Consider the following 25380-nt stretch of genomic DNA (forward strand, 5'->3'; position numbering starts at 1 on the left):
AATTGACCGTGCGATGCGTCCGGATTGATCGGGACGGACAAAAAACACAAAATCCGACACTTTTGACTGGTCCAAACGGACGATTTCTGGAGCGAACAGATACCAGGATTGGACCGGTGATCGCGAAACACGGCGTTATCAGACCGTGCAAGCTGAACGGCAGTTCATTTACGTCGGTGTTCAAAGGCCAAGGACAGGTCATTGTGCCAAAACGGCGGTCATCGCGCCTGTGACGACAACGAGATCCACGGATTGAAGTGGACCTGTTTGGGAAGAAAAGCCGCCCGCTTCACTAGACGTACGGGAGGAGGTGTACGCTGGCAGAACGGGCGACCTTGCTTCTCTACCAATGACCGTATTGGCTGGCGCAGCCATCTCACAACAAGAAAATGGTGATCTGGCCGTGAAATCTTCTGCATTGCAGCATTTGCTGAAGAAATGGTCACACCGACAAAGAAAACGCAAAAGTTTGGCGATCACGTTGTGCGTTTGGCTCAAGGTCCTGCGTGCTGCAGTGCGAATCCGGTGGTCTGTTGCGTCACGGGACGGCAGTCCGACTGCGTCGTGCAATACTCGGAATGTCCAGTCACCCTTTGTGCAAGATCAGTATGAACGGGCCAAGATATGTCATTATCCGATGCAGCCCGGACCGTCGGGCCGAACACTCAAATGCCAGCGGTGTCCAACAAAGCTCTGGTGTGCTGAAAAAATTCACCGCACAGTTACGATCGGAAGTCCGAAAAACACGGGAAAGCGCCAAATGCCCAATGCACCGAAACACAGCACGTACGATGTAGTGATCGTTGGCGGCGCCATTATGGGGGCTTCGACGGCTTGGTTTTTGACAGACAACTCTGACTTTGACGGTCGTGTTCTGGTCGTTGAACGGGACCCGACCTATTCGTCATGCTCGACTGCTCACACAAACAGCTGCATGCGACAGCAGTTTTCCAGCGAGTTGAACGTCCGCATCAGTCAGTTCGCTGCGGAATTTGTAAAGAATATGCGTCAATACATGGGGGGCGACGATCGGATACCAGAATTGGGAATTCGTAGCTTTGGCTACATGTACTTGGCCGATACAGCAGAATTTGCCGACACGTTGCGCTCAAACCTCGACGTACAGCATGCAGCGGGTGCTGCAACGCAACTGATGACACCCGACCAGATCAAAGCGGCGTACCCTTTCTACAATGTGGACGACATTCTGCTGGGATCCATCAATACTGTGGACGAAGGGTATTGGGATGGCGCAGCGGTCTTTGATTGGTGGCGCAGACAAAGCCGCGAGCGTGGTGTCGAGTATGTTCAAAATGAAGTGGTCGCGATGGCGCGTAACGCAACGGGGACCTCAATTGAAAGCGTCACGCTGGCCAGTGGAGAGGTTGTGTCGTGCGGACACGTCGTGAATGCGTCAGGCCCCCGTGCTGCACGTACGGCGCGCATGGCGGGCATTGATGTTCCGGTGGAACCGCGCAAGCGTTATTCATGGGTGTTCAAGGCTGAGCGGCCTCTTGATCGCGATCTTCCGCTGACCATCGATCCGTCAGGTGTCCATGTACGTGAAAATGGCGGTGGCACATACCAGGCGGGCGGGCACTCGGACGTTGATCCAGCCGTCGACTATGACGATTTCACAATGGACCACAGCCTCTGGGAAAACCATGTCTGGCCCATACTGGCCACGCGCATTCCGCAGTTTGAGGCGATAAAGGTGACCAGTGAATGGGGTGGCCACTATGCCATGAACACCTTTGATCACAATGCGATTGTGGGGCCGCATAATGAGGTTGAGAATTTCATCTTCCTCAACGGGTTTTCCGGCCACGGTCTGCAACAATCACCTGCGATGGGCCGCGGCGTGGCCGAATGGCTGACATATGGGGCGTTTCGCAGTCTCGACCTGTCTCTGTTCAGCTACGATCGACTTGTCTCAGATGAGCCTATCTTCGAAAAAGCAGTGATCTGAACAACTAAGAAACGAGCCGCCCAATGCGCATCGACAACCTTCAGTACTGCAGATGGTCTGAGAAAATATTTCGCCAGATGCGTCAGGGCGACATGGATGCCGTGCATGTCACCATTTCTTACCACGAGAATTTCAGGGAAACCGTGTTGAATTTCGAGGCGTGGAACCGTTGGTTCGAGCTTTATCCTGACCTCATCGTCAAAGGGGTGTCAGCCTGTGATATTGATCGAGCTAAGGCCGATGGCAAAACGGCGATCTTCTTTGGATTTCAAAACCCCAGCCCCATCGAAGACGATATTGGTCTGGTCGAAATCGTTCACACGCTTGGCGCACGCTTTATGCAGCTGACTTACAACAACCAGTCCCTGCTTGCGACGGGTTGTTACGAGAACGAAGATACCGGCATCACCCGAATGGGGCGGCAGGTGATCAAGGAGATGAACCGCGTAGGGCTTGTCGTGGACATGAGCCATTCGGCAGACCGGTCGACGATCGAGGCGGCGGATGTTTCGGAGCGGCCTATCGCAATTACCCATGCGAACCCGCACACTTGGCACCCGGCCTTGCGGAACAAGCGCGACGACGTCATCCAGGCGGTGACGTCGAATGGCGGAATGCTCGGGTTTTCGCTTTACCCGCACCACCTCAAGGACGGGTCGAACTGCACCCTGCAATCCTTTTGCGAGGCAATTGCACGTGCTGCGGACAAGTTTGGTACCGACAAGATCGGCATTGGGTCGGACCTGTGTCAGGATCAACCGGATTCTGTCGTTGAATGGATGCGCGTAGGCCGGTGGTCGAAAGAAATCGACTATGGCGAAGGGTCTGCCGCCAATCCGGGATTTCCTCCGCAACCGGATTGGTTCCGCGACAACCGTGATTTCGGAAACATCAAGAATGGTCTACGAGCGATCGGCATGTCCGACGACGAAGTTGACGGCATCATGGGGGGCAACTGGTATCGGTTTTATTCCGAGAATTTTGGTCCGGCGGTTTAAACGGAACGGATGGTGACGGCCATCACAATCAGCTTGATCGGCCTGAACAGTGTGAGTTGGCAGCGGGTCCGGCCATCCGATCCGTGACGGGCATGATGTAAAAGCGTTCGATTTCTTTGCAGAAATGACCGAGGACCTGTCGAAAGAGCAGGGGACGGAGGTGATCGTGCGCCGCTAAGCCTCTTGTTCGTTTGTACTAGCCGAGCTAAGGGCGAACCATGCAAGGTTTGGATTTCAAAGAAGGCGAAGTTATCGCAACGATAGCGGCATCGCCTGGACGTCGCATCCTGGGGATAGGTTCGCTTTGGGTGCTTTCACTGTTGGTGATCTATGTAGGCGTCGTGAGACCACCCGAGATTGGTTGGCAACTGTTTCTCTTTGCCCTCGGTGGTGGCTCAATTTGGATTGCGGAAAAGATGCGACGGGCAACTGCCCTAACGCTGGAGCTGACACCGGAAGTGCTGCGAGACAGTTCGGGTGCGATGGTTGCACTTACCGCCGACATCCAATCCTTGGATCGCGGCATGTTCGCCTTCAAGCCATCAAACGGGTTCTTGCTGCGTTTGAATACCGCGGGGGGACGAGCGTGGCGTCCTGGACTGTGGTGGCGTCTTGGCAATCGGGTTGGGGTAGGTGGTATGACCCCGGGTCACCAAGCAAAATTCATGGCCGAGATACTCTCGGCCATGATTGCAGAGCGTTCGTCGGACTAGTCATCCGTCCGACCAAAGTACGCGGGGCGCATAGCGAGGACGTGTGAACACAAAGTTCTGGATCTCGCGGTTCTGTAGGCCCGTCGCAAACGGTGGGTCATACTTGACGAATGTTTCGACCACCATCACGTGCTCGTTGTGCGGCATGACGGGCAAAAGCGTTTTCAGCTCGCTTACGTCAGCGTCTCCGCGCGCCGGTCTCCACCCCTTGGCTTGAGACCAATCGCGCTTGTACACACCATTCTCGGCGTCGTATTTCACGCTTGTCACCCGGACTGCCACGTTGCCTTCGGTATTGGCTGTCAGGTAGGCAAGGACGTCTCGTGTACCATTCATATAGGCCGTGTCCAGCGGTGTTGTTTCGCGCGAGATGATGTCGCCGATTGTGTACGCCGCCTTCTGATTGATCGAATGCTGCCGATACGAGTCAAAGATGGCAAACATCGACAGATAGGCCCAGAACAGAACCGGAATAATGATAACCGTTTCAACCGCAAGGCTGCCACGCTCGTCGTCGTGGAAGGTTCTTAGTTTTGCGATAAAGCGTTTCATCAGCTTGGCTCCTGCACAAATCCGGACATCGAGACCATTTTAACGCGGCCTGCACCATCCTTGGTGAACGATGCCCCCAACCCGGTCATCGGGAACACCGGTTTGAAGCTGTAGCAAGCGCGCAGCATCATCAGCTGGTGTTCGGCCCCGTGCACGAAGGTTGTCGACGGTGTTATGGGCATTGACACATCCGCACAGTCGGGCTCATTCGGGAACACTGCAAAGTTGCGCGCAGATACTGGCATCATTTCCAGTTTCAGCGTGGTGTCACAGTCTTCCAGGAAGCCGGCATATTCGCACACCATCGTTTTGATGTCGCTGTGTGAATAATTGGCTCCTGTATTCAGCCGGACGTTGCGGACCGCAATGTCCAGGCCCCGATCCAGAAATCCTTGGCGGACTGAATAGATGCCGAGTTCGACCGATGTCATGAAGAGGGTGAACATAAGTGGGATTGCAAGTGCGAATTCCACCACCATCTGGCCATCCTCTTCACGCCGGAAACGGCGGAGGAACGATTTGGGATTGAAGGTCATTGGGTCAGCCTCAGTTGGTTGATTTGCTTGGCAATTGCCGCGAAGGCTTCGGTGATTTCGACGCCTTCCACCCGGAAGAAGTGACTGGGCGAAGACGCGCAGTCTTCCATGACACCTGCAGAGTAGTCGGTGACTTCGAAGCCGACGGACCACACGACGATACCTTGTTCTTTGGCGGCGTCGCAGATGTTGCTAAGCATGGAGTCAGCCTGTGCCGACGTATACTTGGTGTAGCGCCAATTGCTCCAACTGCCGCGCACATAGTTGTTTAGGTACCAGTGCAGCGGATAGCGGCTCCAGTGTGCGTAGTGTGAAGTGTTGGCATAATACCATGGCTGGATACGTGTCGTGTCCACGTTTTGACCATCGGTCATCAGAACGACCGTCTTGAGCGTTTCACCATCGGAGTAGGCAGCAGGACGATTTGCGAATACATCAGCCACGATGTTTTCATCCGGCCCGGCCAGCTCCTGGGTGATCGGGCGGAAGGTTGGGTCCAGCAGCGCCACGCCCCATTTCATACCAAGGTGGATCGATGTGTTGGCGCGTGCGCGGTAATCTTCGATCGTGTTCTTGAGAGACGTGGCGTTCTGGCTGAACGGAACGATCTCTTCGAAGCTTTGCTTGGGGCAACCAGGGTTGCTGACTGGATTGGAGTAGTTCCAACCTTCGTCAAAGTGCTGCATCTGCTCATATGTTGAATCCAGATCCAGACCAGTTGTCGAAAAGTCTGGAATTTCGAAGTCAACGCAATACGAGTAGTTGTGCAGGTGGTTTGTGTCCATCCGCGAGAAGATTTCATACCCGGCATTCACCTGCGCGGTGTATGGGATCAGAGAAATCGAGATCAGGTTCTCGTTTTCCTCTCGAATGACGGTGTCCACAAAAGTCGTGGCCGCATCCTGCAGGTTCTCCATCTTATTGTTCCAGCCCATCGAGCCGGAAATATCGAGAACCATTGAAATCTCAACATTGGACACACGCTCTTCAGCCTGAGCTAATGCTGGTACAGGCAGTTCACTTACGCCCATCAGGCGCATAAACTGCGTGTTGGTCGACATATTCGCCGATGCGGTAACCGTCCGAAAATTCAAACCTTGGTCAACGGTCACCGAAGAGAGGTACGCACTCATCCCGGACTTGTCGAAGTAGTCGCGTACCACGGCTTCAGGATCCAGAGGCTGATCCAGGTCGGCAGCCGCCAGAACGGCGCGGTCAACAGTTGCCTGCATCCGCGTGCGTTCCATCTCGTTCCGCATCAGGTCGACGCCGATGCCGCCAACCAATATCATCATAAAGAACATCGCGACGGCGAAAATGGTCATGGACCCCGAGTCGTCGCGCGCAAATCCGGCAACGCTGTTTTTCAGCCCCGCCTTTGTCGTCAGTTTCCGTGTCCACATCATTAACATAATGCACCTTATATTTTTTGGTCATCACAGGCCTTAACAGCCTTTTGTCCAACAGTCGGTGTGGCGTCCGAATGTGGCCGAAATCAGGCAAAAGGGGGAAACCTATGGGGAGATTTGGAATGGATTGTCATCAATCCGTCTGCGTATGTCATACTGTTTACAATTCATTAAGAAGTGACGCTAAAGCGTGTGATGTTCTCAATACGCACAAAAAATTCGCACTGGTTAACGGAACCGTCATAGGCTGGCTTCAATGACTCGAACTCAAGTGAGTCGTGCCGGAAAAAGGAGATCCCGGATGAGCACCCCCAATGAGCCCAGTTTCCGTGAAAGTGTGGACATCATGTTCAACCGCGCTGTTGCACTGATGGATCTTCCACCGGGCTTGGAAGAAAAGATCAGGGTGTGCAACGCCACCTATACCGTCCGGTTCGGCGTGAGACTGCGCGGACAGATACAGACGTTCACTGGATATCGATCCGTTCATTCAGAGCATATGGAGCCGGTAAAAGGCGGTATCCGCTTTGCCTTGGGCGTTAATCAGGACGAAGTCGAAGCGCTGGCCGCGCTGATGACATACAAGTGCGCACTGGTCGAAGCTCCATTCGGGGGCTCAAAGGGCGGATTGCATGTTGATCCGCGCGAATATGATGAGCACGAGATGGAGTTGATCACCCGTCGTTTCGCATACGAGCTGATCAAGCGCGACATGATCAACCCGGCTCAGAACGTACCTGCCCCTGACATGGGGACCGGTGAGCGCGAGATGGCTTGGATTGCTGACCAGTATAAGCGGATGAACACGACCGACATCAATGGCGTGGCTTGTGTCACCGGCAAACCGACCAATGCTGGCGGCATTCAAGGCAGGACCGAGGCCACTGGTCGAGGTGTCCAATATGCGCTGCGCGAGTTTTTCCGCGATGCCACGGGCGTCGAGAAGGCTGGTATGTCCGGTACGCTGGATGGCAAGCGGGTCGTCGTCCAGGGGCTGGGCAATGTGGGATACCACGCAGCGAAGTTCCTTGCCGATGAGGATGGTTGCAAAATCGTCGGCATCATTGAACGCGATGGTGCGCTTGTAGATGATCGCGGTTTGGACGTGGATGCAGTACGCAACTGGATTGCAGGTCACGGCGGCGTCTCGGGCTATCCCGATGGCACATATGTGGAAAACGGCAGTTCAGTTTTGGAGAAGGATTGCGACATCCTCGTGCCTGCCGCCCTTGAAGGCGTGATTAACCTTTCGAATGCGGCTCGGGTCACGGCACCGCTGATCATTGAGGCTGCAAATGGTCCGGTGACTGCGGGTGCCGATGCCATTCTGCGCGAAAAGGGAACGGTCATCATTCCGGACATGTATGCCAATGCCGGTGGTGTTACCGTGTCTTACTTCGAATGGGTCAAGAACCTCAGCCACATCCGCTTTGGTCGGATGCAGCGCCGACAGGAAGAGGCGCGGCACCAGCTCGTTGTGGATGAGCTGGAACGGCTTAGCCGCCATCTGGGCGATGCGTGGTCGATGACCCCGGATTTCAAAGATAAGTACCTGCGGGGCGCGGATGAACTGGAACTGGTGCGTTCGGGTCTCGATGACACGATGCGGGCAGCATATCAGTCCATGGCGTCAGTCTGGCACGATAGGGGCGATGTCGATGATTTGCGTACGGCCGCGTATCTCGTGTCGATTGGTAAGGTGGCCGACAGCTATAGGGCCAAAGGACTGTAGTTGCGCGATGACGAGCCAGCGCCGGAATGGCGGTGCTGGTTCGCCACCCGGTGCTTGACCGAATTGGCGTGGAGGCCCGTGTTTCAGGGTTGATGTCCTTTTCTGGTGTTTTGCGTGCAATGGTTCGCCACCAACGCTGCACATGGTATTCTGACCGTCCAATCAGATGGTACAGGTGCATCTGCAATCAATCGACACCAACGAACAATGGTGACCGCAAGTGTCTTGCTTGCGTGCTTGACCGAGCTGCATGCATCGGCTTTTGCCACTTTTTTTACCTTACACGAGAGGCAAATCCGATTGGGATAAGACCGTCGGCAAAGTCAAACATGGCCGGGCGTTAAACTCCTGATGGTTATCACCTGACAGCGTCGTAAAAAACGGGTCTGCAGCGCCGAGCCCCGGTTCGCCGACATTCGAGGCTGAAATACCTCACCTGTGACGTGAAAAACGGTGCGTGCATCGCAATTCGTCGCTGGCAGGCCAGCCCGTGTCGAAAAGCACCGAAAGTTGTGCCGCAGCTCTTGCTACACCCCACGGGATGGTGATGGTGGTGCCATGAAGGAGCGGAGGTGCGCATGCGCTTTTCAGGGCTGAAAGTGTTGACCGAAGGGCTGACCGGGAACAAGGGCTGGGGTCCGCATTGGCGCAGCCCGGAGCCGAAGTCAGAATATGATATTGTGCTCATCGGCGGCGGCGGCCACGGATTGGCCACTGCTCACTATTTGGCCAAAGTCCATGGATTGACCAACGTTGCGGTGCTGGAAAAAGGGTATCTTGGCGGCGGGAATGTTGGTCGGAACACAACCATCGTTCGTGCCAACTATATGCTGCCCGGAAACTCGGAGTTCTACTCCCATTCCCTGAAGCTGTGGGAAGGGTTGGAAGAAGACCTGAACTACAATGTCATGCATTCACAGCGGGGTATCATCAATCTCGTACACTCTGACGGTCAGCGGGATGCCTTTGTTCGTCGCGCAAACTCGATGTGCGGGCAGGGAGATGACGGAGCGATTCTGGACCGAGCGGGCGTAGAAAAGCTGCTGCCTTTCCTCGATTTCGACCAAACCCGTTTTCCGATCTATGGTGGCCTTTATCACAGGCGTGGGGGCACGGCGCGACATGATGCCGTGGCATGGGGTTTCGCACGTTCGGCCAGTGATCGCGGTGTTGACCTCATCCAACAATGCGAAGTGACAGGCATCGATGTGGTCAACGGTGTCGTGAAAGGCGTGCAAACAACCAAGGGCCCGATCCGTGCCAAGAAGGTCGGCATGATTGCAGCGGGGCGCTCCAGCCAGGTCGCTGCCATGGCCGGTCTGCGTCTTCCCATCGAGAGCCACGTCCTACAGGCCTTTGTGACAGAAGGACTGAAACCCTGTCTTGATCATGTTGTGACCTTTGGCATGGGCCATTTCTACATCAGCCAGTCGGATAAGGGTGGCCTTGTTTTTGGCGGCGATCTCGACATGTACGCAAGCTATGCCGCCCGGGGGAATCTGCCGCTTGTCGAGCACGTTGCCGAGGCCGCGATGACCCTGATGCCGGTGATCGGGAAGGCCAAGATGCTCCGCAGTTGGGGCGGCGTTATGGACATGTCCCCTGATGGATCCTTCATTATCGACAAGACCGAAATTGAAGGCCTCTTTGTGAACACTGGTTGGTGCTATGGCGGTTTCAAAGCAACGCCTGCTTCTGGCCATACGTTTGCGCATTTGCTTGCCACAGGAAATCCGCATCCTACCACCGTGCGTCACCGTTTGGATCGTTTTCGCACGGGTCGTGGGCTCATGGACGAAGAGGCCACCGGGTCTCAGCACAATCTGCACTAGGAACGGTTGAGATGATCAGAGCGACTTGCGGCGATTGTTGTGAAAAACGGAAGGTGTGGATGTTGCGCCCCTATGGAGAAGCCTGATGCGACTGCACTGTCCGATTTGCGGTGAGCGTGATCGACGCGAGTTTTACTATCAGGGTGCGGCTGTGATGCTTGAACGTCCTGGTCCCGATGCAGGCGCGGCGGCATGGGATGATTATCTGCATTTGCGTGACAATACCGCCGGGGATCTGGATGAACTGTGGAGCCATGACGCAGGTTGCGGCGCGTGGCTGCGCGTGACGCGAAACGTGTCGACACACGAGATCAAGACCGTGGTACTGGCACGGGAGATCAAGCGATGAGGGTTGATGGCAAAGGACTGATCGACCGGTCGCAACCGGTGACTTTTCGTTTTGACGGTACTGCGTACCGGGGATTTGCGGGCGATACGCTGGCATCCGCCTTGCTGGCGAATGATGTGCGGCATGTGGCACGGTCGTTCAAGTATCACCGACCGCGCGGCATTCTCACCGCCGGGTCGGAAGAACCTAACGCACTGATGACCATCGGACGCGGCGCTTCCGCCGATCCCAATGTGCGGGCAACGGTGCAGGAACTCTTTGAGGGACTTGAGGCGCGTAGCCAGAATTCATGGCCATCGCTGGGGTTTGATCTGCTGAGTGTGAATGACCTTGCCGCGCCATTTCTTGGAGCGGGGTTCTACTACAAGACGTTCATGTGGCCGCGGGTGTTCTGGGAAAAAGTCTATGAACCTTTTATCCGGCGCGCGGCGGGTTTGGGCGCATTGAGCGGCGAGCAAGACGCCGATCATTATGAAAAGGCCTATGCGTTTTGTGACGTTTTGGTGATCGGTGCAGGGCCGGCTGGCCTGATGGCGGCATGGACAGCGGCGCAATCAGGCGTTCGTGTTATTCTGGCCGACGAAGACAGCCGAATGGGCGGGCGCCTGAACGCGGAAACCTTGGCCATTGATGGAGCATCGGGCGCGGATTGGGCTGCGCGCATGGTGTCGGAACTGGCGGCCATGGACAATGTGCGCCTGATGCCGAGAACCACGGTAACGGGTGCGCATGATGGTGGTACATTTGGCGCTCTTGAGCGTGTGTCTCACCATTCGAATGGTGTGCCCAAGGGCGGGGTTAAGGAAACCTTCTGGCGCATCGTGGCCAAACGGTCCGTGTTGGCGGCAGGGGCGATCGAACGCCATGTTGCATTTCGGAACAACGACCGCCCCGGTGTTATGGCGGCAAGCGCAGTGCGTGCATATCTAAATCGATTTGGTGTCAGCCCGGGCAAAGCAGTGACAGTTTTTGCCAACAATGACGATGCGCACCGCACTGCCATGGACCTGCAGGACGCAGGCGTGCACGTCGCGGCGGTCATTGACAGTCGCCGGGATGCTCAGGCCATGGGAGACTATCGGTTGATGTCAAGCGCAATGGTGTCCGATGGCCATGGGCGACGCGGTCTGGAAGCGATTTCAGTTCGGACCGCTTCGGGTGTTGAGAAAATTGCCACGGATTGTCTGGCAGTTTCGGGGGGATGGAACCCGACAGTGCACATGACATGTCACATGAACGGACGGCCCACATGGCAGGACGACATAGCCAGTTTCGTCCCGACACCGGGCGCAATTCCGGGCATGGATACAGCAGGGGCTTGCAACGGAAGTTTTGCGACAGCTGCATGTTTGGCCGAAGGCGCCGCGGCAGCTATGCGCAGCCTCGAAGCGCTTGGCGCGACATCGACCGAGGTCGCAGTACCTGAAGCTGATGACAGCGCGTACAAGATAGAACCGCTGTGGGCCGTGCCCGGAAACGGCCGTGCGTGGCTGGATTTTCAGAACGATGTGAGTGTGAAAGACGTCAAACAGGCCGCGCAGGAGAACTTTGCGTCTGTCGAGCACATGAAGCGCTATACAACGCAAGGCATGGCGACGGATCAAGGCAAGAATTCGAACGTGGCCGCGTTGGCAGTCTTGGCCGATGCAACGGGTCGCGGCATCCCTGAAACGGGCACCACGACATTCAGGCCTCCGTACAGCCCAGTGGCGCTTGCAGCGCTGGGAGCAGGCGCACAAGGCAAAGGGTTTGCGCCTGAACGTAAAACCACAAGTCACGCCGCCACCGTTGCTGCTGGTGCACCGATGATTGAAGCCGGGCTTTGGTATCGTCCGTCGTATTACCCACTGCCTGATGAAACGACATGGAGGCAATCCTGCGATCGCGAGGTTGGGTGGGTACGAAATACTGTTGGCATCTGCGACGTCAGCACTCTTGGCAAGATTGATATCCAAGGGCCGGACGCAGCGCAACTTCTTGATTTCGTTTACACAAACATGTTCTCGACCTTGAAGGAAAACCGCGTGCGGTACGGTCTCATGTTGCGCGAAGACGGGTTTGTCATGGATGACGGAACCACTGCGCGGTTGGGGCCCAATCACTATGTCATGACCACCACAACCGCGGCGGCCGGCCAAGTGATGCGGCACTTGGAGTTTGTCACGCAGGCGCTGCGCCCCGATTGGGATGTGCGCATCATGTCCGTGACCGAACAGTGGGCGCAGTTCGCTGTGGCTGGACCGAAAGCGCGCACGCTTTTGAACGGTTTGTTGGATCATTCCATCGATGATGATCAATGGCCCTTTATGTCTTGTGGAACGGTGGGCGTGCAGGGTGTCGAAGGGCGCCTTTTCCGTATCTCGTTCTCTGGCGAACACGCCTATGAGATCGCGGTGCCATCCCGCTTTGGTGACAGTCTTTTCCGGTTGCTTGTCGCGCGGGCTGAAGCACTCGGTGGCGGTGCCTACGGTATGGAGGCTTTGAATGTTCTCCGCATTGAAAAAGGATTCATTACCCATGCTGAGATTGATGGCCGCGTGACGGCACAAGATATCGGGATGGAGCGTATGCTGTCCAAGAAGAAGGACTTCATAGGTGCCACCATGGCGCGACGTCCCGGTCTGACTGAAGACGGTCGCGCGCAGCTGGTGGGCCTGAAACCTGCAGGTGCGGTGAAACAGCTGACGGCGGGTGCCCATATCTATTCCGATGGCGAAGAACCGATGCACGAACATGATCAAGGCTACGTCACGTCGGTGGGTTTTTCACCAACGCTGGGCCACTACGTCGGATTGGGTTTTGTAAGAGACGGGCTGATCCGACATGGTGACGTATTGAACATGGTTGATCATGTGCGCGGTATCCAGACGCGGGTAGAGCTGTGTGATCCGGTGTTCTTTGATCCAGAGGGAGGGCGGACACGTGGCTGAATTGATGGCAAAGACCCCCCTTGACGATATGCCGCCGCGCGGCATTGGGTCCTGCACGCTGGAAGAAATTGACTTGGGTGCCCTGACATCGATCTCTCCCTATGCGGGGGCTCAGATAGACGCACCGTTCAAGGCGGCGCATGGCATGGCATGGCCTGCACCAAACCGTGCAACTGGTAAGGCCGGCGCGCGTGCTATCTGGTTTGGGCGAGACGTTAGCCTTTTGGCTGGGCCAAAGCCTGACCCGAAACTTGCAGAATACGCCGCACTGACAGATCAATCGGACGCATGGACCGCAGTGGCGCTGTCCGGTGACCGGGTTGAAGATGTCCTGGCCCGCCTTGTACCTCTGGATCTGTCAGTTGCGCAGTTCAAACGCGGTCACACAGCGCGCAGTCAGATCCAACACATGAATGCCTCGGTTACGCGCATCGGGACGGACAGATTTCTGTTGATGGTTTTCCGCTCTATGGCGGGCACGCTCTTGCACGATTTGGAGAGGGCCATGGCAAGCGTCGCGTCACGCGGCTAAAAACGACCAAATCGATTCCCAAGTGTCTGGAGCTGTCCATGATCCGTTTTGCCATAGTTGCCGCCATTGCGTTTTCCGCAGTCCCTGCTTTTGCCCAAGACAGCAAAGAGGAAAGCTGTGGATATCAAGCCCAGGTGGTCGGTGCCATCCAGCAAGCCCGACTGGACAGGGTCAAGGAGCGAGATGTGCAAAGCCACATTCTGGCGCAGAACCCTGACTGGCCCGCGCAGTACAATAACGCAATCCCTTTGATCACACCTTGGGTGTACGAACAAAAGCGCCGCGTATTGCGTAACGAAAGCCTGTCGGATGCGTGGAGTGAGTTGTGTCTTCAGCAGTGACTCGACTCCTGCGGCCACACCACCAATATTAAGGGCATGAGCCTGCCCCCCGGATTTCTCGATGAATTGCGCACGCGCCTGTCCCTAGGGCAGGTGGTGGGACGTAAGGTCATGTGGGATGCCCGCAAGTCCAATCAGGGCAAGGGCGACCTGTGGGCGCCGTGCCCGTTTCACCATGAGAAGACGGCCAGTTTTCACGTCGATGATCGCAAGGGCTACTACTATTGCTTTGGTTGCCATGCGAAGGGCGACGCAATCAGCTTTGTGCGCGAGACCGAGAATGTTGGCTTTATGGAGGCTGTTGAAATTCTTGCGGGTGAGGCAGGTATGCCGATGCCTGAACGCGACCCCCGCGCGCAGGAAAAGGCCGACAAACGCACCCAGCTTGCCGATGTCATGGAAATGGCCGTCCAGCACTTCCGCCTGCAACTCAAAACCGGCGTGGCTGGTCCGGCGCGTGACTATCTAGAGCGGCGTGGCCTTGATCCGGCAGCGCAAGACAGGTGGGAGATCGGCTTCGCGCCCGACGCGTGGCAAGGCTTGTGGGACACACTAAAGGGCAAGGAGGTCGAGGATGATCTGATCCTTGATGCTGGCCTTGCCAAACCCAGCCAGAAGGGTGGTAAGCCATACGACACCTTCCGGGGGCGCATCATGTTCCCGATCCGCGATGCACGTGGGCGCTGCATCGCCTTTGGTGGGCGGGCGATGGACCCGAACGACAACGCCAAGTATCTGAACTCTCCCGAGACGGAGCTTTTTGACAAGGGGCGCAGCCTCTACAATCATGGACCGGCACGGACGGCGGCGGGCAAGGGGCAGCCGCTGATTGTCGCTGAAGGCTACATGGATGTTATCGCGCTTGCGGAGCATGGGTTTGGCGCTTCCGTAGCACCTTTGGGCACAGCCGTGACCGAGAACCAGCTCGCGATGCTCTGGCGCATTGCAGATGAGCCGATCATTGCGCTGGACGGGGACAAGGCTGGGCTGCGGGCGGCCATGCGCTTGATCGATCTTGCATTGCCTATGCTGGAGGCAGGTAAATCATTGCGCTTTGCGTTGATGCCGGAAGGGCAGGACCCGGACGACTTACTTAAAGCCCAAGGGGCCGGTGCTCTGCAGAAACTGCTGGATGGCGCTATACCTATGGTTCAATTGCTCTGGCAACGCGAAACCGAGGGCAAAACCTTTGACAGCCCTGAACGCAAGGCTGCGCTCGACAAGGTATTACGTGACAAGATCAAGCTGATTCAGGACCCATCGATCCGCCAGCACTATGGGCAGGCGGTCAAGGACATGCGCTGGCAACTCTTCCGCCCACAACGCAGTGGCGGCGGACAAAAGCGCAACTGGCAGAAGGGTCGCGGTTGGCAGGCACCGCCTGTTCCAATGCCCAGCACTAAAACTTCCGCACTAGCGGCAGGTGATGCGCAAGTGACAGACCATCTACGGGAATCGGTGATCCTTGCGGCGCTGATATGTACGCCTGAGGTGGCTGAAGAATTTGAAACTGGGCTTGAAAGCTTGGCCTGTGATGATCGCGACCATGCCGTATTGCGCGACCTGATCTTACGCCATGGGCATGCTGGTTCTGATGTGTTGCAGGAAAAGATTTTCAGCGCGCTGGGCCCGGAAGCCCTTGATAACCTGCTCTCTTCACGCCATGTGGCAATTGTCCCATGTATCCGCACACCCGGCGATGCCGACATGGCCCGTATGACCGTGGCCGAAGAACTCGCAAAACTCAGCGCGGTGAAGGGACTGAATGCCGAGATCGCAGATGCGGTGCAGGACCTCGAAGGTGTGGCTGATGAAGGCGTGACATGGCGCCTCAGCCAAGCGGCTCAAGCCGCAGCTCAGGCCAGCCGTAGCGGGAAAGAAGATGATTCAGAATATGAGACGGGCGACAACGGCGCCCGAATCAGCCGCAGTGAGAGGGATGCTTTTGCAGCGCTCATGGATCAGATCAGCTTCTCAAAACGCGGTAACTGATGCGATTTGGTCTCAAAACATAAAGAAAATGCACGTACATGGGTGGCCGAATCACCCAAAGCACTAAATGTTTCTGGGAGTGATTCGTGGGGACGAATCACCAAGGAGCCCCGGTAAAGGAGCCCAGTATGGCCGCAAAAGACACGAACGAAGACGCGAAGACCGAAGATCAGGACGGCGCCCACTCGCTGGACATGAGCCAGGCAGCCGTCAAAAAGATGATCTCCGAAGCCCGCGAGAAGGGCTACATCACCTATGATCAGCTCAATACTGTACTGCCGCCTGATCAGGTCAGCTCTGAGCAGATCGAAGATGTGATGTCGATGTTGTCCGAGATGGGCATCAACATCATCGAGGACGAAGAGGCCGAAGAGGAAGAGCAGAAAGGCTCGACCGAGGTCACGACCACCGAAGGCACCCGCGACTTGACGCTGGGCGCGACCGGTCAGGAAAAACTCGATCGCACCGATGACCCCGTGCGCATGTACCTGCGCGAGATGGGTAGCGTTGAACTGCTGTCCCGCGAAGGCGAGATCGCCATTGCCAAGCGGATCGAAGCCGGTCGCAATACGATGATCGCAGGGCTTTGCGAGAGCCCGCTGACCTTTCAGGCAATCACCATCTGGCGCGACGAACTTCTCAGCGAAGAGATTTTGCTGCGCGATGTGATCGACCTCGAAGCCACCTTTGGTAACCAAATGGGCGAAGACGGCGAAGAGGTTTCCGAACCTGTTGTCGACACCAGTGCCAAGCCCGAGGAAAAGGCGGATGCAGGACCAGAGCTTGATGCCGACGGCAACCCCATCGCCAAAGACGACGACGAAGACGAAGACGAACAGGCCAACATGTCGCTTGCCGCGATGGAGGCTGCGCTCAAGCCGCAAGTGCTTGAAGCGTTGGAAGTCATTGCACATGATTATTCCTTGTTGTCCGAAATGCAGGACAGCCGGATCTCTGCAACGCTGAACGAAGACGGTTCGTTCAGTAAAGGCGACGAAGAAACCTATCAGAAGCTGCGGGCCGAGATTGTTCTGCTGGTGAATGAACTGCACCTGCACAACAACCGGATCGAGGCGCTGATTGACCAGCTCTACGGCATTAACCGCCGGATCATGCAGATCGACAGTTCCATCGTGAAACTGGCTGACCAGGCACGGATCAACCGCAAGGAATTTGTGGACGCTTATCGTGGTCGCGAACTCGATCCGAACTGGCTGGACGAGATGGGCGAAAAGTCCGGTCGCGGTTGGCAGATGTTCATTGAACGCTCTGCCGAAAAGGTCGAGGAATTGCGTGCTGACATGGCGCAAGTGGGCCAATATGTTGGCCTCGACATTTCCGAATTCCGCCGCATTGTGCAGCAGGTTCAGAAGGGCGAAAAAGAAGCCCGTCAGGCCAAGAAAGAGATGGTCGAGGCAAACCTACGCCTCGTGATCTCGATCGCCAAGAAATACACCAATCGCGGCCTGCAGTTCCTTGACCTGATCCAGGAAGGGAACATTGGCCTTATGAAGGCAGTCGACAAGTTCGAATACCGTCGTGGCTACAAGTTCTCGACCTACGCCACGTGGTGGATTCGGCAGGCGATCACCCGCTCCATCGCGGATCAGGCACGCACCATTCGTATCCCTGTGCACATGATCGAAACGATCAACAAACTGGTCCGCACTGGCCGCCAGATGCTTCACGAGATCGGGCGCGAACCCACCCCCGAAGAACTGGCCGAAAAGCTGCAAATGCCGCTTGAGAAGGTTCGCAAAGTGATGAAAATCGCCAAAGAGCCGATTTCGCTTGAGACCCCCATCGGGGACGAGGAAGACAGTCAGCTTGGCGATTTCATCGAGGACAAGAATGCCGTGCTGCCGCTCGACAGTGCCATTCAGGAAAACCTCAAGGAAACCACCACACGGGTCCTTGCCTCGCTCACACCGCGCGAAGAACGCGTGCTGCGCATGCGTTTCGGTATTGGCATGAACACCGACCACACCCTCGAAGAGGTGGGGCAACAGTTCAGCGTGACCCGCGAACGGATCCGTCAGATCGAAGCCAAGGCCCTGCGCAAGCTGAAGCACCCCAGCCGCAGCCGCAAACTGCGCAGCTTCCTCGACCAGTAGCGCGTTTTCAAATATCGCGGGCGGTGGCCGCCACGTCACCGCCTGCATCAACTGCCGCGCATTACAAACACGGAGTTGGCCCATGTCCCTTCTCAAAAAACTGTTTGGCGGCGGCGCACCAGCGGAGCCGGAAGGCGAAACCTATAACGGCTTTAGCATCATCCCAACGTTGCAAAAAGAATCCGATGGATACCGTATCTCTGCCCGGATCGAGAAGGAACTGGGCGGAGAAACCAAGATCCACAGCCTGATCCGTGCAGACACCATAGCGTCGCACGAAGACGCGACCAAGGCGACAATCGCCAAGGCCAAGCAGGTCATCGACGAACAGGGCGAAGCGCTATTTCGCTGAATGCGTATTGCGTCACTTGATCACGGTGCCAACACTTGCCTTTTCCCGTAGCGTTGGGACGTCAAGGACAGTCCAATGCCGCGCCCAAACCCTCTCTCACCCGACCTGATGTGCCATCTGAACCAACGCGACGTGATCGTGTTTGATGGCGAATGCGCACTGTGTTCAGGGTTTTTTAAGTTCATGCTGCATCACGACCGAAACCGACGGTTTGATTTCGTGCTGGCGCAATCACCTCTCGGCGCGCGCCTCTATACTGCGCTGAACCTGCCCACGGACGACTTCGAAACCAACCTCGTGATTGTTGACGGACTGGTGTATCAACGGCTCGACGCCTTCGCCGTCGCGATGAGCTGCCTAGACTGGCCTTGGAAGGCGTTGTCGACCTGCCGATTCCTACCGAGGGCAGTTAAGGACCCTCTCTACCATCTGATCGCGCGCAACAGGTATGCCATCTTCGGTCGCTACGATACGTGCATGATGCCTGACGCGGGGGTGCGGTCGCGGTTCGTTGCAGAGGGCTGGACCTGACCGGGGTTGTACTCAAGGTGTTGGGGAATCGGGCGCGGGAATTGCCCGGCCCCTTAGTGGCGTTTCACTCCGGTGACCGCAACGCCGTCTACGTTGGCGCCGTGACCGTAAAACAGGGCAATGCGTTGTTCAGGATTTTATGCCGCATGGGAGGGTTCCCTGCGCCGATGGCCAACCGCCCCATGCGCATGTCCATTACCTCGGATGCCAAGGGGGAACAGTGGCACCGCGATTTCGACGGGCACACCCTGTCCTCAACTGTCCGGCAAGTCTCGCCCACCGATGTTGCAGAGCGGTTCGGCCCCTTCGATGTGCACATGCGCCCCTCAGTGACCGAGGACGGGCTTGAAATGCCCGTCTCTGGGATACACCTGCTTGGCATTCCTATGCCAGCTTTCCTGTTTCGTGGAAGCGGCGGGCGCGAAACGGTGGACAAGACCGGGCAGATTACCTTCTACGTATCTTCACGTGTATGGTGGCTTGGATGCGTGATTGACTACAGCGGCACGCTTGTGCCGTCCTCTACGTCAACTCTGAGTCAACAAGGCTAAACTCCTAAGTCACATATGTGCGTTTGCAACCAATCCCAGCCCAGCGCAGGATGGCGTTATGCAAACCACATTTCAAATCCAGACAGGCGGACAAGGTCTCTACGAGTTTACTCGTGACGTCGTGAACTGGTGCCGCGGAGACGGCTTGCTTACGCTCTTCGTTCAACACACATCCTGCTCTTTGCTCATCCAGGAAAATGCAGACCCAGAGGTGCAAACCGACTTGCAAAACTTCTTTGCCCGTCTCGTGCCGCCCAGTACGCACCCTTCGATGTCTTACTTGACGCACACCTACGAAGGGCCAGATGACATGCCAGCACATATCAAGGCAGCGCTGCTGCCCGTCAGCCTGCAAGTGCCGGTTCAGAACGGACAGCCACAATTGGGGACCTGGCAGGGGATTTATCTGTTCGAACATCGCGACACCCCTCACCATCGACGGGTCGCTGCCTATCTTGGGTAAAGGACAAAGCATTTTTTTACTTGATCCCGTTCATGACGACTATGTCGCCGCAAGTTGATTTTCATTTCAGCCTGCACTGCCTACATCCATTGAACAAAGGAGACACCCGATGTTCAAACCTATCGCCCTTGCCTTCGCCATAACGCTGCCAACGTTGGGACATGCACAGGATTTCGTGCGCCGCGAGCGATTTACTATTCCGGTCAATCAGATCGACGGCACAACGTTCGAGGTGATTGAGGCGGATGCCGCAGGTGGGACGCAAATTTGGTGCGCGGCAGGAATCTACGCGCGCAACGTTTTGGGGTTGCGTGGCGGCGACTTGTACATTGCAGAAGGACGCGGGGACGCGCAGACTGCATCTGGTCGCAAGGGGGTAACTTTCAGCACGCAAGCTGTTTCCGACGCGTTTTCATCTGTCGGCCAGGGCGTGCGCCGTTCGGGCAAGGTATTTTCCATGGCCCATGCCTATGCCCTTTGTCGCAATTTGCCATTCCTGCGGGTGCGCACGTCAAACGATCAACTCGTACGGCGCTAGGGAAGGGACCGCTTATGTAGCGGTGTCATTTCCCCCCTACCCAAAACCTAGACAACCGCCTATAGTTTCGCGGAACGGGGGAAAACCCCCACTACAGGCGGGACTAGAACAAGGGGATGGGCGATGCGCTGTCCGTTTTGCGGGAATATTGACACACAGGTGAAAGACAGCCGACCGGCAGAGGATCACGTATCGATCCGGCGCAGGCGTTTCTGTCCGGCTTGTGGTGGACGGTTTACCACTTATGAGCGTGTTCAACTGCGCGATCTGGTGGTCATCAAGTCCAACGGCAAGCGCGAAGACTTTGACCGTGACAAGCTTGAACGATCTATCCGTATCTCGATGCAGAAACGGCCCATTGATCCTGAACGCATTGATCAGATGATTTCCGGTATCGTACGTCGTCTGGAAAGCATGGGTGAAACCGATATTCAGTCAAAGCAGATTGGTGAAATCGTGATGGAAGCACTGAACCGTATCGATACGGTGGCATATGTCCGATTTGCCAGTGTTTACAAGAATTTCCAGGCCGCGGACGATTTCGACAAGTTCGTGGCTGAGCTGCGACCAGACGCCCCTTCAGACGAGTGAGCGAAGCGGAGGACATCCGTTTCATGTCACTTGCGTTGTCTCTGGGACGGCGTGGAATGGGGCGAACGGCTCCAAATCCGGCGGTGGGATGCGTTGTTGTAAAAGATGGGCGCATTGTCGGTCGGGGGTGGACCCAACCGGGCGGTCGGCCGCATGCCGAACCGGTGGCTCTGGGGCAAGCGGGTGATGCCGCACGCGGGGCAACGGCATATGTGACTTTGGAGCCTTGCGCACACCACGGCCAGACGCCACCTTGCGCAAACGCCTTGGTCGACGCGGGCATCTCGCGCGTGGTGATCGCCACACAGGACAGCGATGCGCGTGTCGATGGCGCGGGTATTGCAATCCTGCGCAAAGCGGGTGTCGATGTGACCATGGGCATATGCGAAGCTAAGGCACAGGCGGATCACGTGGGCTTCTTTCTTCGTACTGAACAGGGGCGCCCGTTTGTCACCCTCAAGCTGGCCAGCAGTTTCGATGGTCGCATTGCGACAGGCACTGGCGAAAGCCAGTGGATTACTGGTCCTTTGGCGCGCAGACAAGTTCATGCTCTGCGGGCTCGGCATGATGCCGTTATGGTCGGGGGCGGCACGGCACGGCACGACGACCCGTCGCTGACCGTGCGAGGGTTTGGCGATGTACAGCAGCCCGCCCGCGTCGTGGTGTCACGCCGGTTGGACTTACCCCTTCTGTCGACGCTTGCACGCACGGCCAAAGACATCCCCGTTATTGTTTGCCACGGACGCGACGCTGATCCGGTTCTTCAAGACACGTGGCGCGATCTGGGGGCCACTCTCCTGCCTTGTGGCACATCGGGTAGCCAGCTGGATCCACATGACATCTTGCAGCAACTCGGCGGTCACGGTTTCACTCGTGTATTCTGTGAAGGCGGCGGGGCGCTTTCGGCATCACTGATCGAAGCAGACCTGGTCGACGAACTTGTCGGTTTCACTGCCGGCATCGTCATCGGCGCGGAAGGCTTACCAAACATTGGGGCGCTGGGAGTCGAGACGCTTGCTGCCGCGCAACGTTATGCTCTGAAATCAGTATCGCCGGTCGGGGAGGACATTTGTCACACATGGACGCGCGTTTAGCGCCATAAGTGAGCGCGACTGGCCAACAAGCCTTGTAGCTTCGACAGCATTCTGTTGGCCGGTCCCGGGCGTGGCAAAGGTCCGTCACGCAAACGCTCGACAACAACCTCGACGGGGCATGCCGTTCCCGTTACGGGGTCGAAATAGCGCGGGTAGTCTATGAGTGTTGCGTGCACCAATCCGTTCAACGGGATATTTTCGCGTCGGCGCGGCGGCACGTCTCCTAGGTCTTCGGTCAGTCCCCAACCGGCGTAAAAGGGCGCTCCGGTTGTGACGACGTGTACGCCACGCAACAGCGCTTCGAAGCCTGTCAGCGACGTCATTGTCCACACCTCGTCCACCTGCGCCAGAAGGGCGGCAATGTTTACATGCCTTGCAACGGCATTGGCCAAGTCATTGACCTCGAGATCACCCGGGCGAAGACCTGCTTCCACATCCGGGTGTGGTTTATAGATCAGGATGTCATTTGGCCGCGCTTTCCGCACCGCTTCAAGCAGCGCTCGATTTGTGGAAATCGAACCGGCGCCCAACCGGATGGATGCGTCATCCTGGACCTGGCCGACAACCAACACATGCCGCCCTGCGGGCAAGTCGGGTGGATCGCCAACCATGTTATACTTGCTCAGACCGCCCCCGGTCAGCGCGCCTATCAACCGTTCGACCCGTTGGGTTTGGTCGGAGCGTAAAGTGCGACGTGCACGGATCAAGTGCTCCAAGCAGCTGGGCGAGGATGGATCATAGTAAATCCCCAAGTCGTCGGTGACCAAAGACAATGGCGGCACCAGTTCCGCACCCAATCCGCGCGACCGCAAAAATCCGTCTTCGACCCGAATGGCACCTTCGTGTCTCGTATCTGCTTGACCGGCCCACACCATCCAAGGGCGGTTCATCGCGCGTGCCCGGTCAGCGTTGTCTTGAAATTGGACAGGCGTGTGGCGACCGAAGAACTTTTGCAGAGGTTTCCGCTTCCACAAACGCATACCGCTTGCGACCCATCCCTTGTGATCAGCCCGCCACGCACGCGTCTCTGCTCCCAACGCTTCCATTGCAGTTGTAAGGGCGCACAGGCAATCGCGGTGCGGGTCGTACCATTTGGGGTACAGGATCATGGCACCTGCAAACAATTGTGCACGGGTCAGCACCCGCTGTCGGCGCTGTACTGGAAACTCGTCAACTGTCAGTCCCCAACCTGCATAGAAGGGTTGCCCAAATACCCGCGGTTTGTGCCCTGCAATGATTGCTTCGAACCCCAGTCCGGATGATACAGTGTAAACGGCCACCGCCCCTTCCATTAGTGCCCACGGGCTGACCGGATCAGACATTAACGAAATACGGTCATTGCAGTCTTCGGGGTCAAAGTATCCTTCGCGAAAGCCCTGAATGGTTTCCGGATGGGTCTTGATCAAGATGCGAGCGCCTGGATGCTCATCTTGTGCGACGAACAGCATTTCCAGAAACCGATTCCGGTCGGCACCGCATGCCGTAACGGATGCATCCCCGCGCGTTTGATCAATCACCAGGACGTATCCCGGATCGGGCACTGGCAGTTCGGGATCGAAGCCGGTGTATTTGGTGAGATGTGCTTCTTGCATCCGCGCCATCGCTCCGCGCGCGGTATTCAGAATTGCGGTGTCGTCCAGCGGATTGGTTGCTAGTATCTCTTCCAGATCAGAAGGGGTTGTCGGATCAAAATGCACCCCTTTGTGATCGATCAAAAGCCCGATCGGAGGGCTGCCAGCACGTCCGGGTAAAACGGAGCGCAAGAACGCGTCTTCGACCCTTACCAGATTTGCGTCACGTCGCACTGCCACGGTTTCACCCCGGTGCGCCGTCGGAGAGTTCCCCCAGACACCGACCATCCCATCTGGGGCGGGCAAACCCAGGGTGATGTCATAGCCAGCCAGCTCGACAATGCGCCGTACGCGCCCACGACCAAGGAAGCCACCATTATACACGTAAAGCCGCCGGGCCTTTTTGGGTCCGGCGGCAGAAGCGTTTTCTCGAGGCATCCGGGTCAGTTGCCAGATACACCATCGGCAAGCGTGTTGACGCTCGAGACCGGCGTGGTGATCGAAGTGATGATCTTGGCGAACTGGGTATAGGGCGCTTCGGTCACATAGAGCGTGTCGCCGTCGCGGATCACGAAGTCCCGCGCTTGGAACATGCCGTTGGGCTGGGTGAGATCCAGTACGTAGACCAACCGCTGTGCGCCCACGAGATCATCACGACCCAGAACAACGTTGGCAACCGCGGCAGGCTCGTTACGGAAAACGAAGATGCCCGTCGGGTCCGATGTGTTGGTTTGCAAACCACCGACTTGCGCAATTGCCTCAAGTGCGCTCAGGTTTTGGCTTTCAAATGGCACGCGCGCCTGTCCACCGGTTGCACCCAGTGCGGTAAAGGCGCGGGTGTCTTCTTCGACCAGAACACGGTCTCCTCCACGCAGGGCAATGTCCAGTTCTGGATGGTCATAGATATCTTGAAACCACACTTGGCTGCGCATGCCGCCCCGGATGACCGTGACGCGCGCAATCTCTGGCACAATAGTGACGCCACCGGCGCGGGCAAGCATCGTTGAAAGGGTGCGTGTCGGACGTTCAATGGCATAGACGCCCTGCGCACCAACGGAACCGATCAGCGACACGGTTGATCCGTCACCGGCCACGCGCCGCACCTGCACCTGCGGGTCAGGTGTTTGGTCTTCGAGCTTTGTGGTGATAATTCTGCGAATGGCGTCGGGTGTGTTTCCCGCGGCCCGAATGCGGCCCGCATATGGGACAAAAATGAAACCGGCACCGTCAACCTGCACTTCTTCCAGGATAGTGGAATTCACTGACTCTCCGGCCAACAGGCCATCGTCAACGTTCTCCCAGATGGTCAGCCCCAGAACGTCCCCAGGTCGGATCGTGTCTGAGCCCAAAAGGCCTGCGTTCCGAAACTCATCAGAAAACCCCAGTGCTGGTGTGACGGCTGTGGCCTCGGTGACCCGGTCATTGACGGACACGATAAAGGCGTCGCCTTCACGCTGAACTGAGCCTGCGAAAATCTGACGTTTGTTCGGACCGATCTGCGGCAGACCGCAAGATGCCAGAATCCCCAAAAGGGCCAATGACGCAGCCACGCGCGCCCAGCGGAACGGTAGGAAAATCACTGCTCGGTCTCCTCGACCTATTTTTGTTCTGCCTCGGATGCGGTTTGGTCCGCACCAAATTTTGTGTATCGCGACGGTTCTCCGACGCTGACTTGTCGTCAAGCTACCGG

General features: G+C 56.8%; 23 protein-coding genes. 18 read left to right on the plus strand and 5 right to left on the minus strand.

Annotation, left to right across the window (positions count from 1 at the left end; all coding sequences use genetic code 11):
* The first annotated feature begins 760 nt into the window (after positions 1 to 760).
* From IE087_RS10605 to IE087_RS10615, 3 genes are all read left to right on the plus strand, one after another.
* Positions 761 to 1969 carry an NAD(P)/FAD-dependent oxidoreductase gene (locus IE087_RS10605; protein WP_189369327.1) on the plus strand — a complete coding sequence of 403 codons (1209 nt, stop codon included), beginning with the start codon at positions 761 to 763 and terminating at the stop codon, positions 1967 to 1969.
* A 23-nt stretch (positions 1970 to 1992) separates the two neighbouring features.
* On the plus strand, positions 1993 to 2967 hold the full coding sequence (locus tag IE087_RS10610) for a membrane dipeptidase (protein ID WP_189369328.1): 975 nt from the start codon (positions 1993 to 1995) through the stop codon (positions 2965 to 2967).
* Between the two features lie 218 nt (positions 2968 to 3185).
* A complete protein-coding gene (locus IE087_RS10615; protein ID WP_189369329.1) occupies positions 3186 to 3680 on the plus strand; it encodes a hypothetical protein in 495 nt (164 codons plus the stop codon).
* Here IE087_RS10615 and IE087_RS10620 read toward each other — a convergent pair whose 3' ends face one another.
* Genes IE087_RS10620 through IE087_RS10630 form a run of 3 tightly spaced genes read right to left on the minus strand, consistent with a single transcriptional unit; the run spans position 3681 to position 6093 of the window.
* On the minus strand, positions 3681 to 4232 hold the full coding sequence (locus tag IE087_RS10620) for a TadE/TadG family type IV pilus assembly protein (protein WP_189369330.1): 552 nt from the start codon (positions 4230 to 4232) through the stop codon (positions 3681 to 3683).
* Positions 4232 to 4768 (minus strand): TadE/TadG family type IV pilus assembly protein, encoded by a 537-nt coding sequence (locus tag IE087_RS10625; protein WP_189369331.1) that lies wholly within the window; start codon positions 4766 to 4768, stop codon positions 4232 to 4234. Before IE087_RS10625 ends, IE087_RS10620 begins: the two co-directional genes overlap by 1 nt.
* The gene (locus IE087_RS10630) at positions 4765 to 6093 is read right to left on the minus strand and encodes a pilus assembly protein TadG-related protein (protein ID WP_229801348.1); all 1329 of its coding nucleotides are present in this window, start codon (positions 6091 to 6093) and stop codon (positions 4765 to 4767) included. The genes IE087_RS10625 and IE087_RS10630 overlap by 4 nt, the downstream gene beginning before the upstream one ends.
* Positions 6094 to 6478: 385 nt before the next feature.
* Between IE087_RS10630 and IE087_RS10635 the strand changes: the two genes are divergently transcribed.
* From IE087_RS10635 to ribD, 15 genes are all read left to right on the plus strand, one after another.
* Entirely contained in the window at positions 6479 to 7909 is a 1431-nt protein-coding gene (locus IE087_RS10635; RefSeq protein ID WP_189369333.1) for a Glu/Leu/Phe/Val family dehydrogenase, read from the plus strand.
* Between the two features lie 578 nt (positions 7910 to 8487).
* Complete coding sequence (locus IE087_RS10640; RefSeq protein ID WP_189369334.1) at positions 8488 to 9741, plus strand: sarcosine oxidase subunit beta family protein; 1254 nt, start codon at positions 8488 to 8490, stop codon at positions 9739 to 9741.
* Between the two features lie 85 nt (positions 9742 to 9826).
* Positions 9827 to 10090 (plus strand): sarcosine oxidase subunit delta, encoded by a 264-nt coding sequence (locus IE087_RS10645; RefSeq protein ID WP_189369335.1) that lies wholly within the window; start codon positions 9827 to 9829, stop codon positions 10088 to 10090.
* Positions 10087 to 13020, plus strand: coding sequence for a sarcosine oxidase subunit alpha family protein (locus tag IE087_RS10650; RefSeq protein ID WP_189369336.1), 2934 nt, complete (start codon positions 10087 to 10089; stop codon positions 13018 to 13020). Before IE087_RS10645 ends, IE087_RS10650 begins: the two co-directional genes overlap by 4 nt.
* A gap of 4 nt (positions 13021 to 13024) precedes the next feature.
* Complete coding sequence (locus IE087_RS10655; protein WP_189369337.1) at positions 13025 to 13552, plus strand: sarcosine oxidase subunit gamma; 528 nt, start codon at positions 13025 to 13027, stop codon at positions 13550 to 13552.
* Between the two features lie 38 nt (positions 13553 to 13590).
* Complete coding sequence (locus IE087_RS10660) at positions 13591 to 13893, plus strand: hypothetical protein (protein ID WP_189369338.1); 303 nt, start codon at positions 13591 to 13593, stop codon at positions 13891 to 13893.
* A gap of 36 nt (positions 13894 to 13929) precedes the next feature.
* Positions 13930 to 15885: a DNA primase gene (dnaG, locus tag IE087_RS10665; protein ID WP_189369339.1), complete on the plus strand. Its 1956-nt coding sequence runs from the start codon at positions 13930 to 13932 to the stop codon at positions 15883 to 15885.
* Between the two features lie 128 nt (positions 15886 to 16013).
* Complete coding sequence (gene rpoD, locus IE087_RS10670; protein ID WP_189369340.1) at positions 16014 to 17999, plus strand: RNA polymerase sigma factor RpoD; 1986 nt, start codon at positions 16014 to 16016, stop codon at positions 17997 to 17999.
* A gap of 82 nt (positions 18000 to 18081) precedes the next feature.
* Positions 18082 to 18351, plus strand: a complete 270-nt coding sequence (locus IE087_RS10675; RefSeq protein ID WP_189369341.1) for an HlyU family transcriptional regulator — start codon at positions 18082 to 18084, stop codon at positions 18349 to 18351.
* A gap of 75 nt (positions 18352 to 18426) precedes the next feature.
* A complete protein-coding gene (locus tag IE087_RS10680) occupies positions 18427 to 18882 on the plus strand; it encodes a thiol-disulfide oxidoreductase DCC family protein (RefSeq protein ID WP_189369342.1) in 456 nt (151 codons plus the stop codon).
* Between the two features lie 56 nt (positions 18883 to 18938).
* Entirely contained in the window at positions 18939 to 19433 is a 495-nt protein-coding gene (locus IE087_RS10685; protein ID WP_189369343.1) for a DUF4166 domain-containing protein, read from the plus strand.
* A gap of 58 nt (positions 19434 to 19491) precedes the next feature.
* Positions 19492 to 19896 carry a secondary thiamine-phosphate synthase enzyme YjbQ gene (locus tag IE087_RS10690; protein WP_189369344.1) on the plus strand — a complete coding sequence of 135 codons (405 nt, stop codon included), beginning with the start codon at positions 19492 to 19494 and terminating at the stop codon, positions 19894 to 19896.
* A gap of 109 nt (positions 19897 to 20005) precedes the next feature.
* On the plus strand, positions 20006 to 20434 hold the full coding sequence (locus IE087_RS10695) for a hypothetical protein (protein ID WP_189369345.1): 429 nt from the start codon (positions 20006 to 20008) through the stop codon (positions 20432 to 20434).
* A gap of 123 nt (positions 20435 to 20557) precedes the next feature.
* Positions 20558 to 21025, plus strand: coding sequence for a transcriptional regulator NrdR (gene nrdR, locus IE087_RS10700; protein ID WP_189369346.1), 468 nt, complete (start codon positions 20558 to 20560; stop codon positions 21023 to 21025).
* Positions 21022 to 22119 carry a bifunctional diaminohydroxyphosphoribosylaminopyrimidine deaminase/5-amino-6-(5-phosphoribosylamino)uracil reductase RibD gene (gene ribD / locus IE087_RS10705; protein ID WP_373296504.1) on the plus strand — a complete coding sequence of 366 codons (1098 nt, stop codon included), beginning with the start codon at positions 21022 to 21024 and terminating at the stop codon, positions 22117 to 22119. Before nrdR ends, ribD begins: the two co-directional genes overlap by 4 nt.
* Here the strand turns inward: ribD and IE087_RS10710 are convergent.
* Both IE087_RS10710 and IE087_RS10715 read right to left on the minus strand, forming a co-directional pair.
* Positions 22116 to 24128, minus strand: a complete 2013-nt coding sequence (locus IE087_RS10710; RefSeq protein WP_189369348.1) for a capsule polysaccharide biogenesis protein — start codon at positions 24126 to 24128, stop codon at positions 22116 to 22118. The genes ribD and IE087_RS10710 overlap by 4 nt on opposite strands.
* Positions 24129 to 24133: 5 nt before the next feature.
* A complete protein-coding gene (locus tag IE087_RS10715; RefSeq protein ID WP_189369349.1) occupies positions 24134 to 25270 on the minus strand; it encodes a polysaccharide biosynthesis/export family protein in 1137 nt (378 codons plus the stop codon).
* Between the last annotated feature and the right edge of the window lie 110 nt (positions 25271 to 25380).

The sequence above is a fragment of the Tateyamaria omphalii genome (genome assembly GCF_014651375.1).
GTDB lineage: Bacteria > Pseudomonadota > Alphaproteobacteria > Rhodobacterales > Rhodobacteraceae > Tateyamaria > Tateyamaria omphalii.

Bases quoted from the DNA above. Each gene is read 5' to 3' on its own strand.
- IE087_RS10620 (WP_189369330.1), bottom strand. From the start codon at position 4,232: ATGAAACGCTTTATCGCAAAACTAAGAACCTTCCACGACGACGAGCGT.
- IE087_RS10615 (WP_189369329.1), top strand. From the start codon at position 3,186: ATGCAAGGTTTGGATTTCAAAGAAGGCGAAGTTATCGCAACGATAGCG.
- IE087_RS10690 (WP_189369344.1), top strand. From the start codon at position 19,492: ATGCAAACCACATTTCAAATCCAGACAGGCGGACAAGGTCTCTACGAG.
- dnaG (WP_189369339.1), top strand. From the start codon at position 13,930: ATGAGCCTGCCCCCCGGATTTCTCGATGAATTGCGCACGCGCCTGTCC.
- IE087_RS10655 (WP_189369337.1), top strand. From the start codon at position 13,025: ATGGCAAAGACCCCCCTTGACGATATGCCGCCGCGCGGCATTGGGTCC.
- IE087_RS10635 (WP_189369333.1), top strand. From the start codon at position 6,479: ATGAGCACCCCCAATGAGCCCAGTTTCCGTGAAAGTGTGGACATCATG.
- IE087_RS10710 (WP_189369348.1), bottom strand. From the start codon at position 24,128: ATGCCTCGAGAAAACGCTTCTGCCGCCGGACCCAAAAAGGCCCGGCGG.
- IE087_RS10675 (WP_189369341.1), top strand. From the start codon at position 18,082: ATGTCCCTTCTCAAAAAACTGTTTGGCGGCGGCGCACCAGCGGAGCCG.
- IE087_RS10695 (WP_189369345.1), top strand. From the start codon at position 20,006: ATGTTCAAACCTATCGCCCTTGCCTTCGCCATAACGCTGCCAACGTTG.
- IE087_RS10660 (WP_189369338.1), top strand. From the start codon at position 13,591: ATGATCCGTTTTGCCATAGTTGCCGCCATTGCGTTTTCCGCAGTCCCT.
- IE087_RS10640 (WP_189369334.1), top strand. From the start codon at position 8,488: ATGCGCTTTTCAGGGCTGAAAGTGTTGACCGAAGGGCTGACCGGGAAC.
- IE087_RS10630 (WP_229801348.1), bottom strand. From the start codon at position 6,093: ATGACCATTTTCGCCGTCGCGATGTTCTTTATGATGATATTGGTTGGC.
- IE087_RS10605 (WP_189369327.1), top strand. From the start codon at position 761: ATGCCCAATGCACCGAAACACAGCACGTACGATGTAGTGATCGTTGGC.
- nrdR (WP_189369346.1), top strand. From the start codon at position 20,558: ATGCGCTGTCCGTTTTGCGGGAATATTGACACACAGGTGAAAGACAGC.
- IE087_RS10625 (WP_189369331.1), bottom strand. From the start codon at position 4,768: ATGACCTTCAATCCCAAATCGTTCCTCCGCCGTTTCCGGCGTGAAGAG.
- IE087_RS10680 (WP_189369342.1), top strand. From the start codon at position 18,427: ATGCCGCGCCCAAACCCTCTCTCACCCGACCTGATGTGCCATCTGAAC.
- IE087_RS10610 (WP_189369328.1), top strand. From the start codon at position 1,993: ATGCGCATCGACAACCTTCAGTACTGCAGATGGTCTGAGAAAATATTT.
- rpoD (WP_189369340.1), top strand. From the start codon at position 16,014: ATGGCCGCAAAAGACACGAACGAAGACGCGAAGACCGAAGATCAGGAC.
- IE087_RS10645 (WP_189369335.1), top strand. From the start codon at position 9,827: ATGCGACTGCACTGTCCGATTTGCGGTGAGCGTGATCGACGCGAGTTT.
- IE087_RS10650 (WP_189369336.1), top strand. From the start codon at position 10,087: ATGAGGGTTGATGGCAAAGGACTGATCGACCGGTCGCAACCGGTGACT.